At 29.9% G+C, this 15,443-nt stretch carries 11 protein-coding genes; all 11 read right to left on the bottom strand.

Features of this window, described 5'->3' with window-relative positions; translation table 4 throughout:
* Nucleotide 1 precedes the first annotated feature (1 nt).
* A complete protein-coding gene (atpA, locus tag SCULI_RS00295; protein ID WP_025362646.1) occupies nucleotides 2-1,576 on the bottom strand; it encodes a F0F1 ATP synthase subunit alpha in 1,575 nt (524 codons plus the stop codon).
* 9 nt (nucleotides 1,577-1,585) lie between these two features.
* Complete coding sequence (locus SCULI_RS05465) at nucleotides 1,586-2,134, bottom strand: F0F1 ATP synthase subunit delta (RefSeq protein ID WP_025362645.1); 549 nt, start codon at nucleotides 2,132-2,134, stop codon at nucleotides 1,586-1,588.
* 2 nt (nucleotides 2,135-2,136) lie between these two features.
* Nucleotides 2,137-2,667 carry a F0F1 ATP synthase subunit B gene (gene atpF / locus SCULI_RS00285; protein WP_025362644.1) on the bottom strand — a complete coding sequence of 177 codons (531 nt, stop codon included), beginning with the start codon at nucleotides 2,665-2,667 and terminating at the stop codon, nucleotides 2,137-2,139.
* A gap of 3 nt (nucleotides 2,668-2,670) precedes the next feature.
* Nucleotides 2,671-2,988: an ATP synthase F0 subunit C gene (locus SCULI_RS00280; RefSeq protein WP_025362643.1), complete on the bottom strand. Its 318-nt coding sequence runs from the start codon at nucleotides 2,986-2,988 to the stop codon at nucleotides 2,671-2,673.
* A gap of 21 nt (nucleotides 2,989-3,009) precedes the next feature.
* Entirely contained in the window at nucleotides 3,010-3,864 is an 855-nt protein-coding gene (locus tag SCULI_RS00275) for a F0F1 ATP synthase subunit A (protein ID WP_025362642.1), read from the bottom strand.
* Between the two features lie 55 nt (nucleotides 3,865-3,919).
* Nucleotides 3,920-4,255, bottom strand: coding sequence for an MG406 family protein (locus SCULI_RS05815; RefSeq protein ID WP_407696083.1), 336 nt, complete (start codon nucleotides 4,253-4,255; stop codon nucleotides 3,920-3,922).
* 237 nt (nucleotides 4,256-4,492) lie between these two features.
* Nucleotides 4,493-5,116: a uracil phosphoribosyltransferase gene (upp, locus tag SCULI_RS00265; protein WP_025362640.1), complete on the bottom strand. Its 624-nt coding sequence runs from the start codon at nucleotides 5,114-5,116 to the stop codon at nucleotides 4,493-4,495.
* A 23-nt stretch (nucleotides 5,117-5,139) separates the two neighbouring features.
* Complete coding sequence (gene rpiB / locus SCULI_RS00260) at nucleotides 5,140-5,568, bottom strand: ribose 5-phosphate isomerase B (protein ID WP_025362639.1); 429 nt, start codon at nucleotides 5,566-5,568, stop codon at nucleotides 5,140-5,142.
* 91 nt (nucleotides 5,569-5,659) lie between these two features.
* Nucleotides 5,660-9,418: a DNA-directed RNA polymerase subunit beta' gene (rpoC, locus tag SCULI_RS00255; RefSeq protein WP_025362638.1), complete on the bottom strand. Its 3,759-nt coding sequence runs from the start codon at nucleotides 9,416-9,418 to the stop codon at nucleotides 5,660-5,662.
* Between the two features lie 21 nt (nucleotides 9,419-9,439).
* Complete coding sequence (rpoB, locus tag SCULI_RS00250) at nucleotides 9,440-13,282, bottom strand: DNA-directed RNA polymerase subunit beta (RefSeq protein ID WP_025362637.1); 3,843 nt, start codon at nucleotides 13,280-13,282, stop codon at nucleotides 9,440-9,442.
* A gap of 115 nt (nucleotides 13,283-13,397) precedes the next feature.
* On the bottom strand, nucleotides 13,398-15,362 hold the full coding sequence (locus SCULI_RS00245) for an ABC transporter ATP-binding protein (protein ID WP_025362636.1): 1,965 nt from the start codon (nucleotides 15,360-15,362) through the stop codon (nucleotides 13,398-13,400).
* Nucleotides 15,363-15,443 lie beyond the last annotated feature (81 nt).

Here is a 15,443-nt window from a genome sequence, read left to right as displayed (position 1 = left end):
TTTATTTTAAAGCGTTTCATTCTTCAATTGAACCATAATTAGTTGCATCTCAATCTGTGATATTTTTGATTACATTTTTTAAAACTATAATAACTTCTTTTTTAACTTTTTGTGTTAGCTCTTCATCATAAGCCTTTTCTGTAATTAATAATTTTTTCAAGGCTTTTGCTTTTTCATTTAATTTAAAATGTTTAATTAATTCTGATTTGAAATTTATCATTTCATTAACTGGTAATCATTTAATCAATCTTTCCTTAATTGCCAATAAAATAATTGATTGAACAATTTGATTGATTGGACTAAATTGTCTTTGTTTTAATAATTCAACAATTTTTGCACCATGATCTAAAGTTGCTTTTGTTGATTCATCCAAGTCACTTCCAAATTTTGCAAATGCTTGTAATTCATAATATTGGGCTAACTCTAATTTTAAAGTTCCTCCCATTTGTTTAACAGCTTTAATTTGTGCAGCAGAACCAACTCTTGAAACTGATAATCCTGTATCAACTGCTGGACGAATTCCTGAATTAAATAATTGTTCAGACAAGAAAATTTGTCCATCAGTAATTGAAATTACATTTGTAGGAATATATGCTGAAATATCTCCTGCTTGAGTTTCAATAATTGGTAAAGCAGTAATGCTTCCTCCACCAAATTTTTCATTTACTCTTGCAGCTCTTTCTAACAATCTTGAATGCAAGTAAAATACATCCCCAGGATAAGCTTCACGACCTGGTGGTCTACGAAGAAGTAATGCTAAAGTTCTGTATGCAATCGCATGTTTTGATAAATCATCATAAACAATTAGTACATCATCACCATTTTCCATTCATTCTTCTGCAATTGATACTCCAGTATAAGGAGCAATGTATTGCATTGGAGCTGGTTCACTAGCTGAAGCAGAAATTACAGTTGTAAATTCCATTGCTCCTGCTTGTTTTAATTTTTCAACAACTTGTGCAACTGTTGATTCTTTTTGACCAATAGCCACATAGATACATTTAACATTTTTTCCTTTTTGATTAATGATAGCATCAACTGCAATTGCAGTTTTTCCAGTTTGGCGATCTCCAATAATTAATTCTCTTTGGCCTTTTCCAATTGGAATAATTGAATCAATTGACAAAATTCCAGTTTCAAGTGGTTGATCAACAGATTTTCTTGACATAACTCCTGAAGCAATTCTTTCAACTGGACTATGCTTAATTTTTCCTAAAGGACCATTACCATCAATTGGATTTCCAATTCCATCTAATACTCTTCCCAATAAAGTATCGCCAACTGGAGTTTCAACAACTTTTCCAGTTCTTTTAACAATACTTCCTTGTTTAATTTGAGAATCATTCCCCATAACAACAGCACCAACAGCACCATCTTCTAAATTTAAAGCCATACCATAAATATCATCGTTAAAAATTAATAACTCACCCATCATTACTTTATCTAATCCAAATAACAAGGCAACACCATCACCAATACTTGCAACAGTTCCTGTTTCTTGAACTACTAAGTCTTTTCCATATTCTTGGATTTGTTTTTTAATTACTTCAGAAATTTCATTAATTTTTAATGGCATAATCTCACCCTATTTTCTATATTGTTTAATTTTTCTTTTCATGTCATGAGCTTTTCCTTGAATTGATGAATCATATTTTTTACCATCAACTTGGACACGAATTCCTGCAATCAAATCAGTTTTGATTTCATTGACTAGCATAACTTTTTTATTTAGTTTTTTTGTAAATTTTTGCTCAAACAAATCAATTAAACTTTTGTCTAATTTATTAATTGAATAAACAATTCCTTTAACTGTATTTGTTTCTTGCAATAATTTTTTTTCAACTTCTCTAAAAATGTAAGGTGTTGCAGAGATTAAATCTCTTTCAACAATTAATTTCAAAGTGTTTAAAAGAGTTATATCTATTTCTTTTGAAAAGATATTCTCTAAAACTTTATTTCTTGTTTCTAATGGAACAAACTTATTAGATAAAAGATCATTTAAATCTTGGTTATCTAAAAAGATATGTGATAGATCTGATGATGTTTTTAAAAATTGCTCAACGTTGTTTGTTTCTAAAGCAATGTCACTAATTGCAATTGCTCAACTTTTAATTAAACTTTGTTTTGCAAACATAATTAATCGTCAATTTTATTTAAAAATTCTTCTATCAATTTTTTATTAACATCTTCATTTACATTTGTGGCCATGATTTTTTCAGCAGCCATAAAAGCAAGATCTATAATTTCTTGTCTAATATTTTCTTGTGCTTCGTCTTTTTCAAATTCTATAGCTTGTTTTGCATGTTCGTGAATATTTTGAGCCTCTTCTTTGGCTGTATCAATAATATCAAACTTCAAAACATCAGCTTCGCTTTTTGCTTGCACCAAAATTTCTTTTGATTCTTCTCTTGCCTTAATTAGCAATTTTGCAGCATCTTTTTTATCTTTATTTGCTAAAGCTTGTTTTGATGAAGCATCATCTAATAATTCATTAATTTTTCTTCTACGTTCCGCTACCAATTTTTTAAATGGTTTATAAACAAGTTTTGATAAGAAAATAATAATAATTATTGTTGATAATACGTGAGCTATAAAATTTGGTAAATTTGGAAATAACGCTTTAGTAATTTCCGGTATACCTGGTGTGCTTGCTAATAAATTTAACATCTATTAAAGAACAAACAGAATTAATAGAGCAATAACTAAAGCGTAAATTGCACCAGATTCACAGAAACCAGCAGTAATAATTAAAGTTGAAGTAATTTTTGAAGCTACTTCTGGATTTCTTCCGATTGCTAAACATGCACCATAACCAACCATTCCTTGTCCGATTGATGCACCGATCATTCCGATACCAGTTAATCCAGCACCGATTGCTAATAATCCTTTACCAGTTTCGATTGTATCTTCTGCTAAAAATACAGAATAAACTGAGATTAAGTTACCAGCAAAAGTCATATAAAAGTTTGAAAACATTTCTGCAAACATAATAAATTTCTCCTCTTCATTTTATTTAATAATTTCTACTTTTTTAGTTTTATTTTTTTTCATTCTAATTTTAAGTTTTTTGATATTATCTCTTTCAACCGGCTCATTTGAAACTTCATGTTCTCCGTTTTTAGCATTTGCTCAATAAGATAATGTCAACATTGTAAACACGATTGCTTGGATTAATCCATCAAATAAATCAAAGTATAGATGTAATCACGGCAATAATGCCACTGATAAAAAGTTAAATCCAGATCATCAATAAGTGAATTGTGCACTAAAATCGCCTTCATCAAAGATTTCTTGAGCGATTCCACTAAAGCCAAATATAGCTCCTTGTGCATTTATTAATGTTCCATATAATAATCCCAAGACAATTGAACCAGCCAAGATATTTCCAAATAACCTAAATGATAAAGATAGGATTGGCACAAACTGAGTTATTATATCGATTGGATTATATAGATATCTTTGAAAGAATAAAAATCTTTGATATCGCAATCCATAATAATAGATACCAATAAATGATATCAAAGCCATCGATAAAGTAACTGTTAGTGAACTTGTTAATGGTTCAAAACCTAAAAGAGCAATCACAGATGAAACAATAATGTACATAAATAGATACATAGCATAAGGTGTTAAATGTTTGAATTTTTTTCCCATAACATTAACAACCATATTTTCCATTGTCATAATAAATGACTCTGTTAATACTAAAAATCCACTTAGTTCTTGACCCTCTTTTAGATTTCTAACCTTTACATTATAGACAATACAAAATGTACAGATAATAATAAAAGTTAGAACTATAGAAGTTAATTGCGGGGTTATATCTTTTCAGGATTCAAGTACTTGATCTAATGCAAATAGCATAGTATCCCCCCTTAAAAAGTTGTTTTAAAAAATACCATATAAAAATTTATTTGCATTAGTTTTTAAATACAACTAGTAATACTAGTGAGTATAAAAATCCAATCAAAACGCCAAATAAATTAAAGGCGTCTGGCAAATAGACACTTATAAGGAATGGAACCAAATATATCCCAAATCTTAAAATTGAAAAGAATAGAAATAAAAAATAATTTTGATTATCTTTTAACTTTTCAACTGAAATCTTCAAGCATATAAATGACGTGAACCCAAAGGCTGTTGATAAAAAATATCCAAACAGTCAAGAATAATCAATAATACCAACTATAGCCAATACAAAAAAAGTTATTGTTATGGACATGTAAATTGGTACTAAAATTGATATAATTCTCATTTTGTTATTTATAAAAAACGTTTTAAACATATTTCACCCTCTTAAAGGTTCCATCTAATAAATAATACTACCAAAAATATAATATGTCTATTAAATTTTTGTGTTTGCTAAAAAAACAAATTTAAAATTGTGAATTCAAAAAATCCTTTATTAAGGTTTTTTTACTACAATTACTTACAAGATTTTTAGAAATTAATTCTCTTAAATTTAGATAAAAAAATAATCACTAAAAAGTGATTATTTTGTTCCAAAGATTCTGTCTCCAGCATCTCCTAAACCAGGTACGATGTACCCGTCATTATTTAAAATTGGATCTAAACTTGCTGTATAAATTTCTACGTCTGGATGTTCACTTAATATTTTGTCAACACCCTCTTGTACTGCGACCAAACATACGAATTTGATATTTTTTGCTCCTCAACCTTTAGCAATTTCAATTGCTTTAGCTGCACTTCCTCCCGTTGCCAACATTGGGTCAACTACTAAAACATAACTCTTATCAATATCTTCAGTTTTTTTTGCAAAATATTGAACTGGAGTTAATGTTTCTTCATTTCTATATAAACCAATGTGAGCAATTCTTGAAGTGGGAACTAAACGTTGAATTCCTTCTGTCATTCCTAATCCCGCTCTAATAATTGGAATTAAGACAACAGGAATATCAACAGTGTATCCAGTAGTTTTTGTAACTGGAGTTTCAATTTCAATTTCTTTTAGAGGAACATCTCTAAAAACTTCATAAGCCATTAATTGACCAATTTCATTTAAATTTTCTCTAAAGTCTTTTGAACTTGTTTCTGTTTTTCTCATTCTTGTTAACTTATCTAAGATAAGTGGATGTTTAATTACAGTAAATGCCATATAAATTTTCTCCTCTTATTGTTTTAATCGTTTAACATGTCCACTCTTTTTGAGTGTCTGTCACCTTCAAATTCAGTAGAAAGAAAAATATCTACTAAACCGATTGCTTTATGATTTGCAATAACACGAGCTCCAAGAGCTAAAATATTTGCATTATTATGTTCTCTTGAAAGTTTTGCTGTTTCTTGTTCATAACAAAGCGCAGCTCTTGCACCTTTAACTTTGTTAGCAGCGATTGATATACCAATTCCAGTTCCACAAATTACAATTCCAAAACTTCCTGGATCTGCAACTGTCTTTTGTGCAACATCTTTACCAAAATTAGGATAATCAACAGATTGTTGAGTATTTGTTCCTAAATCAATAACTTCATAACCATTGTTAACTAAGTGATTTTTAATGAAATCTTTCATTTCCACTCCCGTATGATCATTTCCAATATATATCTTCATTTTTCATTTCTCCCTTTTAAAAATATACACTAAAAATTAAAGTATTGTATTGAAAAATAAAAAAACATCTCTTTAATGAGATGTTTAATTTCTAGTACTCAGATTCGTAAGTTTCTTTTCCTTTTTGAATGATATCTGCAGATCCAGTTAAACCTGTTCCTGCTGGGATTAAGTTTCCTAACATAATGTTTTCTTTTAATCCTTCTAGTTTATCAACTTTTCCTTTAATAACTGCTTTTACAAGAACACGTGCTGTATCTTGGAATGAAGCACTTGATAATCATGAATCAGATTCAAGTGGTGCTTTTTTAATACCAAAGATAACATGTTTTGCCAATGGTGGTTTTTTACCAGCAGTAATTGAAGTCAATACTTCATTTTTGTAAGTTCTTGAAGAAATAATTTCTCCTGGTAACAAGTTTGTTTCTCCTGAATCAATAATTTTAACTTTGTTTAACATTTGTTTAACAATAATTTCAATATATTTATCAGAAATTTCAATCCCTTGTAAACGATAAACTTTTTGAACTTCTTTTAAGATGTAGTTTTGTACATCTTCAATTTTTGCAACTTCAAGTAGTTCTTTAATGTTAATTGCACCTTCAGTAAGTTTTTTACCACGTTTTACAAAGTCTCCAACTTGAACACGAGCAATCGCTCCATATTGTGATTTGTATTTTCTTTCGTCTTGGTCAGATGCAACAAGAATACTTAAGATTCCATCTTCTTCTTTAACTTCTTTTACAGTTCCATCAATTTGTGAAATAATTGCAATTGAACCTTTAGGAGTAGTTACGTCAAGTAATTCCTTAATACGAGGTAATCCTTGAGTAATATCTGCTCCCCCAGCAACCCCTCCAGTATGGAAAGTACGCATTGTAAGCTGAGTTCCTGGCTCTCCAATTGATTGAGCAGCCACAACTCCAACTGGTTCACCCAGTGCAACTTCATGTCCTGTTGCTAAGTTGATTCCATAACATTTTCTACATACTCCACGATTTGTGTTGCAAGTTAATACTGTTCTAATTAGAACGTCTTCAACTCCAGCACCAACAATTGCATCAGCAAGTTCTGCAGTAATTAAAGTATTTGCTTGTGCAATCACTTTGTTGTTTTTATCAACAACTTCTTGGAATGTGTATCTTCCTGTTAATCTATCTTTTAATGGCACAATAATGTTATTGTGTTTTGTTTCAATAATTGAATAAACGTTAAATCCATTTTTAGATCCACAATCTTCTTCTGTTACAATAATTTCTTGTGAAATATCTACAAGTCTACGAGTTAAGTACCCTGAATCGGCAGTTTTTAAGGCAACGTCGGCCATCCCTTTTCTGGCACCGTGAGTAGAAATAAAGTATTCAGACACAGTTAATCCTTCTCTAAAACTTGATTTAATTGGAATTTCTTTAATGTCCCCTTTAGGGTCATTCATCAGACCCCTCATACCTACAAGCTGTGTAAAGTTAGATACGTTACCACGAGCTCCTGAATCGGCCATAACAAATACAGGGTTTTTTGGATCTTGTTTTAGAACACCTTCAAGTTTTGATTGGATTTTATCTTTAACTGATGATCAAATTGCAATAACACGACGTTTTTTCTCAGCTTTTGTAAGCATTCCCATGTTATAGAATTCAGTAATTTGGTTAACTTTTTCATCTGCAATTTTGAAATCATCAAATTTTTGAGTATAGGCAACAACGTCAGCAGCACTAATTGTTGTTCCAGATTTTGAAGAGAATTTAAATCCTAAATCCTTCATGTTATCTAACATTTGTGCTGTTTTTTGTGCACCATATACTTTAAAGTATCTTTCAATAATTAATGAAAGTTCTTTTTTCTTAATTGGTTGTTGAATTGTATATTCATTTTCAATATAAGCATTTAAGTCTGTATTTGAATCAACTAAGAAGTTTTTAATTTCTGTTTCTGCATTTAAGATATTGTGGTTAACAATTCATGGGAATTGTTCAACAAACATTTGGTTGAAAAAGATTTTTCCAACAGTTGTAATCAAGTATTTATCTTGATCTTCTTCTGCAAACATTTTGTTTTTTAATTCACTTACAGGCATTGCCACAATTGCATTTAATGAAACAGATTGTGTTTCATATGCAATTTTAACTTCTTGATAACTTGCAAATAATGTTGCTTGACCTTTGATACCATTAGTTTCAGTTTCTTTTTCTTCAGTAGTAATGTAGTAGTTTCCAAGAATCATATCTTGAGTTGGAGTAACAATTGGTTTACCATCTTTTGGTCCCAAAATTGCTTTACTTCCTAACATTAAAGCTCTAGCTTCAGCAACTGCTTCATCACTAATCGGTAAGTGAACAGCCATTTGGTCCCCGTCAAAGTCGGCGTTAAATGCTGTTGTTACTAATGGGTGTAAACGAATTGCTTTTCCTTTAACCAATTTAGGTTCAAATGCTTGAATTCCTAAACGGTGAAGAGTTGGAGCACGGTTTAATAAAACTGGTCTATCTTTAATTACTTCTTCTAAAATATCTCAAACTTTTGCATCATTTGATAAAATCATTTTTTCTGCAACTTTTACGTTTTCTGCAAGTTCTTTTTCTTGTAATCTTTTGATTACAAATGGTTTAAACAATGTAATTGCCATGTCTCTTGGAATTCCAGCTTGATACATTTTTAAGTCTGGACCAATTGCAATAACTGAACGTCCTGAATAGTCAACACGTTTTCCAAGTAAGTTTTGTCTAAATCTACCTTGTTTTCCTTTTAAGATTGAAGTTAATGATTTTAATGCACGTTTATCTTTACCAGTAACTGGTCTTGGTTTACGTTCGTTGTCCAATAAAGCATCAACTGCTTCTTGAAGCATACGTTTTTCATTGTTAACAATAATACTTGGAGCACCCATTGATTTAACTTTTTTTAGACGCTCATTTCTAATAATAATTCTTCTGTATAAGTCGTTAATTTCACTAGTTGTAAATCTTCCACCATCCAATTGAATAATTGGTCTAATGTCTGGAGGAATAACTGGAATTACACGTAAGATCATTCATTCAGGTTTAGAATTAGATTTTTTTAATGAATCTAAAACTTCTAAACGTTTCATCATTTTATTTTGTTCTGTTGAACCTTTACGCTCTTTTAAATCTTCTTTAATTTTTTCAATTTCTGCATCTAAATTAATGTTTTGTAATAATTCTTCAATTGCACTTGCACCAATTCCAAATTTTGCATTAATGTTTCTTGCAATAAAAGTTGCGGCTTCATCCATTGAGAATGGAGTTGAAGAAGATTTTAACTGAGCAATTAAGTTGTCAGCTCTTTTTCATTGGAATGAATCTGGTTCTAATTCCTCTTTAATATCTTCAAGAGTTTTTAATAATTTTTCTCTTGTTTTTAAACTTGCTTTAGCATTTCCTAAATCTAAAACCATTCCTTTTTTAAGGTGTTTTGAATTTCCTGGATCTAAAACAATGTGACTAACAAAGTAAACTACTTCTTCTACTTCTTTAGTTTTTAAATCTAAAATTGAAGCAATTCTACTTGGTGCAACTTTTAACATTCAAATGTGAGTTACAGGTTCTTCTAATTCAATGTGACCCATTCTTTCACGTCTCACGATTGATTCAGTAATTTCAACTCCACAACGTTCACAAACTTTTCCTTTGTTTTTTACTTTTTTATATTTTCCACAACTACATTCGTAGTTTTTAGTTGGTCCAAAGATTCTTTCATCAAATAGACCTTCTTTTTCAGTTTTTAAAGTTTTATAGTTAATAGTCTCAGGTTTAGTAACTTCACCACGAGATCAGCTTCTGATTACATCAGGAGAAGCTAGTTCAATTTTAATCATTCTTTTATTTGCCATCTATTTAACTTCCTTTCCTAATTAATCGTCTAAATCATCAAAGTCGCCACCAAAGATGTCATCGTCATCTTCACTAACAGCTTCATCATCTGGTTCACTATAGTCTTTAATATCTTTGCTATCAAATGAATCATTTAATCCTGGAATTTCAATATCATCAAATTCTGTTTCAATAATTTCATCTTCATAAGCATTAATTTGTACTTTGTTTCCTTCTTCATCAATCATGTGCATGTCAAATCCAAGACCCATAATTTCTTTTGTAAGAACATTAAATGATTCTGGAATTCCTGGTTTTGGAATTGGTTTTGATCTAACAATTGATTCATAAGTTTTAATACGACCTTTAATATCATCAGATTTAATAGTCAAGATTTCTCTCAATGTGTAAGCTGCACCATATGCTTCAAGTGCTCATACTTCCATTTCTCCAAATCTTTGACCCCCATTTTGAGCTTTTCCTCCTAATGGTTGTTGAGTAATTAATGAGTATGGTCCTATGTTTCTTGTATGTAACTTGTCATCAACCATGTGAGAAAGTTTTAGCATATACATAACTCCAACAGAAATTGGTTTATCAAATGCTTCTCCAGTTCTTCCATCAACTAAAGTCACTTTACCATAATTTGTCATTCCAGCTTCTTCCATAATTTCTTGTAACTCATTTTCTTTAACCCCTTCAAATACAGGTGTGTTAACTTTAAGTCCAAGTTTTTTAGCAGCCATTCCCAAGTGAATTTCTAATACTTGTCCAATATTCATACGACTTGGAACCCCTTGTGGATTTAACATAATGTCAACTGGTGTTCCATCTTCCATATGTGGCATATCTTCAATTGGTAAGATTTTTGAAATAACCCCTTTATTACCATGTCGTCCAGCCATTTTATCTCCTTCTTGGATTTTACGTTTTTGAACAACATAGATTTTAATAATTTCTAAAATATCTGCTGGTAAATCATAACCATCAGCTCTACTAAAACGTTTAATTGATTTAATAATTCCTTCTCCACCATTTGGTACTCTTAATGAATTATCTTTAACGTTTCTTGATTTTTCACCAAAGATTGCATGTAATAATTTATCTTCTGGTGATAATTGTGTTTGTGATTTTGGAGTAACTTTACCAACTAAAATATCTCCAACTTTTACTTCAGTTCCAATAGCAACAATTCCTTCTTCATCAAGGTGTTTTTTGCTAGCTTCACTAATGTTTGGAATTTCTCTTGTGATTTCTTCTGGACCTTGTTTTGTTTGTCTTCTTTCAATTGTATATTCATCAATATGAATTGATGTAAATCTATCATCGATTACAATTCTTTCAGACACAATTACAGCATCCTCATAGTTGTAACCATTTCAAGTTGTAAAGGCAACAACAACGTTTTGTCCTAAAGCTAATTCTCCTTTTTCCATACTTGGACCATCAGCTAAGATATCTCTTGCTTTAACTTTATCTCCAACTTTAACAATTGGTAAATGAGTTAATGCAGTTCCGTTATTTGATCTATTAAAGTCATTTAAATCGTAATTTTTAATTCCTTTTGATCCTTCAATTGAAATCAATTTAGCATCAACATATTTTACGATTCCATCTTCAGTAGCAACAACAGCATCTCCTGAGTCACGTGCAGCTTCATGTTCTACACCAGTTCCTACGATTGGAGATTCTGGATTAATTAATGGTACAGCTTGACGTTGCATGTTGGCACCCATCAAAGCACGGTTGGCATCATCGTTTTCCAAGAATGGAATACATGATGTTGCGATTGAAACAATTTGTTTTGGTGAAACGTCAACAAAATCAACGTCAATTGGAGCTGCCATAATGTCATCTCCTCTATAACGTGCAATCACGCTTTCATCTAAGATTGTTCCATCTTCTGCAATTTGGATATTGGCCTGAGCCACAATATAATCTTTTTCTCTATCAGCTGTTAAGTATTCATATTGTCCAAGAATAACTTTTCCTGACTTAACTTTTCTATATGGAGTTTCGATAAATCCAAATTCATTAATTCTTGCATAAGTTGATAAGTTGTTAATCAATCCAATATTTGGTCCCTCAGGAGTTTCAATTGGACAAATTCTTCCATAGTGAGACGGGTGAACGTCACGAACTTCAAGTGCAGCTCTATCACGGCTTAGTCCCCCAGGTCCTAAAGCTGTTAGACGACGTTTATTTGTCAATTCTGCTAATGGATTTGTTTGATCCATAAATTGTGACAATTGTGACAAGTTAAAGAATTCCCCAATAATAGCAGTTAATGGTTTATTGTTAATAATACTTGATGGTTTCATTTTGAATGGGTTTGATGTTGCTAATTTTTCTTTAATATTTTTTTCAATACGCATCATACCGATTCTAAATTGATTTTGTAATAATTCTCCAACAGTTCTAACTCTTCTGTTTCCTAAGTGATCGATATCATCAACTTCTCCAATATCATCCATTAAGTTAATTGCATATGAGATTGAAGAAATAATATCTGGTACATTTAAGAATTCATCTTTTGATTTTCCAGTAACCCCAATTACAGATGTAGTTTGATCACGTAAATCATTATCTTTATATACCTTAATTTTTTGAATTTCATTTCCAGATTCAATTGCATCATTAAAATTAATTGTTTGAATCATTGCCCCTGCATCGAAAGTTTCTTCAATTAATGCAAACATGTCTTTTGTAATTTCTGTATCTTTTTTAATTACAACTTTACCATTAACATCCACTAGATCTTCTGCAATTATTCTTCCAACTAATCTGTTTTTTACAGCTAGTTTTTGTTGTAATTTAAATCTTCCAGCTTTTGTTAAATCATATTTTCTTTTATCAAATAATAATCCATATAAGTATTTACTTGCCCCATCAGCTGTAGCAGTTTCTCCTTGACGGATTTTTTTATAAATTTCTTGTACTTGATGTTCAAAATCAGTGTCAATGTCACCAGTTAAGCCATCAAGTTCATAACTTGAAGTAATAATCTCATCATTGTCAAAAAGATCAACAATCATATTTTGATCCATTTTAAATGCTGTTAATAAACTTGTAGCTGTTGTTTTTCTTGATTTATCTATTTTTACATAAAAAATATTTGATACTTTGTTATCTAAAGTTTTTTTAGCATCTAATTCAAACTCTAATCATGTCCCTCTTGAAGGAATGATGTCTGCAAAGAAAATCATTTCTCCATTTTTACGGTTCATTTCTTTTTTAAAGTAACTTCCTGGTGATCTTACAAGTTGTGAAACAACAACTTTTTCACTACCATTGATAATGAAAGTACCTCTATCTGTCATTAATGGGAATTCTCCAAAGAAAACTTCTCCAGTTTTATAAATATCAATATTTGCTAGGTAGAATTCATCTTTTTCTTCAATGATTTCTATTTGAATTGAATCTTTATCTCCAGCTTTTGATTTGTATTCAAAAAAGTATAGCTGTCCTTGGCTATTTTTCATTTCAACTCCAGTTGATTCAATTTTTTCTTGCAATCATCCTTTTAAGAAAGTTTGCATGTCCCCTGAGATCTCTTCTTTAAAGATCTCCACATTTTCTTGGTGAATTGTTAAAGAAAGGTTTGCATAAATTGGAGCATCAAAAATCTTTGATTCCTCTTTAGCTTTAATGATTGACATTCTAGGTTCTCTAAACTCTCAATCACTTAACTCTAAAACGATATCCCCATCGGCAGAAATTACCGGGAACACCTCTCCAAATACTTCGTTGATACCTTCCTTTAAGAATCACTCGAATGTGTCAGTTTGTAGTTCGATTAAATTAGGTAATGGTAAATCACCAGAAACCTTAGTATAATCACGTCTTTGTACTAATGCATTTACATTTTTTATTTTATAACTCATGACTGGCCTCCGTTCAAGTAAAACATACGCAAACAAATTCTATATGAAATTATTCTTAAAATCAATAGTTTTTTACGTTATTTTAAAGAAAAAAACATTTAAATAGTACAGATTACTATTTTGAAATTTCATATAAAGTTTTAAATAATCCTGGAGTTTTAATTAATTGTTCATAAGTTCCTGATTGAATAATCCCCACATTTGGTTCTAAAACGAATATTTTATCAAATGATTTGATTGTGCTTAATCTATGAGCAATTGAAATGGTTGTTCTTCCTATCATTAATTTTTCTAATTCCATTTGAATTTCTTTTTCAACAATATTATCAAGTGCACTTGTAGCCTCATCTAAAATCAAAATCTGGGGATCTTTCAATATTAACCTTGCAATTACAAGTCTTTGTTTTTGTCCCCCACTTAATTGACTTCCTCTTTCAAATAAAATAGTGTCATAACCATCAGGTCAAGTCATTATTAAATCATGTAATTTTGCTTTTTTAGCAGCTTCTATGGCTTGTTCATTTGTTGCATTTTCTAAACCATATTTAATATTGTTCATAACTGTTCCACTTAGAATTTGTGGTTCTTGATCAACATAACCAATTGTATCTAATCAACTTTTTAAATTTAATTGTTTTAAATCAAATTGATTATTAATACAAATATTTCCTGTTGTTAAATCATAAAATCTTAACAACAATTTAGCTATTGTAGATTTTCCACTACCAGTTGGACCTACAAATGCATATTTTTTACCAACTTCTAATTTCAAACTTAATTTATTCAAAATAACTTTATCACTATTTGGATAAGCAAATGAAGCATCTTGAAATTCTATTGACTTCACTTTTTCATCGAATATTTTTGTTTCATGTTTATTAATTGTTATTTTACTTTCAAGTATTTTAGAAATATTTTTAGCACTTTCAGTTGCAAGTGGTTGGTTTGCAATCACTTGTCTTAACTGTAAAATTGGCATAACCATTACAATAACTCCAGTTGTAAATGCAGTTAAAATACTTATTAAACTTTGAGTATCGTTGTAATATAAAATAACACCAAAAATAACTGAAGCCATTGAAAAACTTCCAATTCCCCCAACAATTAAAGCACCTGGAATTTCTGATATAAACAATTTTTGTTTATTTTTTGTGGCTACATTTTTTAAAGCCTTATTAAATTGTTCTTTTTCTTCTTGATATGTTCCACTTGCTTTAATTAAACGCATGCTATATACCTTTTCATTTAAATCATTATTTACAATCGTATTTAGTTTTTCAGTATTTTTAGTAGATTTAATAGTAATTAATGTAAATAAATAAACCAAAAATAAACAAATTATCAATAAACCAAAAACATATAAAGCTAATTTTCAATCGATACTAAACATCATAATTGAAGAAACAATAATTGTTGTAATCGATAAACAATAATTGACGGGTGCTTCTTTAATATAACGTGACAATACTTGTGATTCTTTGATTAAAGCAGAAATTAATTCTCCAGTTTTATTTTCACTAAAGTAGTGTAAATCTTGATCAATTAATTTTGCTATTAAATTAACTCGCAGTTTTTGCTCATAACTTGATGCAATAAAACCACTAATTATATAAACAAAATATGCCAGAACAACAACAATTGATATATCAATAATCATGATTGTGACTAAACTATATAAATTTAAGTGCTGATTGAAAAGAATAACATAAACTATTCCTTCACTATAATGCACATAATCATAAAAGAAAGTTTGCAAAAATTGTTCAATGTATTGTTCACTTGCAGGATCATTTAAATTAGTAATAATTTGAACAATGATTTCACGAAAAGGTGCCAATTCTGGATAAGCTGTAATAATTTGGTCTGCATCTAAAGTCAAAAATGCATCGCTTAAACTTTTTGAAATTAATAATGCTGTTACATATTCAATTGCCTTAATATTTATCATCAAAACAATTGCCATTGTCACAGTTATTAAAAACATAAGTGAACTTAGAAATCACCTGTCTCTTAATGCTGTTAAAAGATGATTAAATAGTTTTCTTTTACTCTTAGTAATAAAATCTTGACTGTTATTCATTATAATGCTCCCTTTTTGATATAATAATTTCATAATTAATTGTTTCAATTAAAATAAGTTGTTTCATTTGAAATGATTATA

The organism is Spiroplasma culicicola AES-1 (assembly GCF_000565175.1).
Lineage (GTDB): Bacteria > Bacillota_I > Bacilli_A > Mycoplasmatales > Mycoplasmataceae > Spiroplasma_A > Spiroplasma_A culicicola.
Note: the sequence above shows the minus strand (reverse complement) of the source record. Positions and strands in the feature narration are given on the sequence as shown.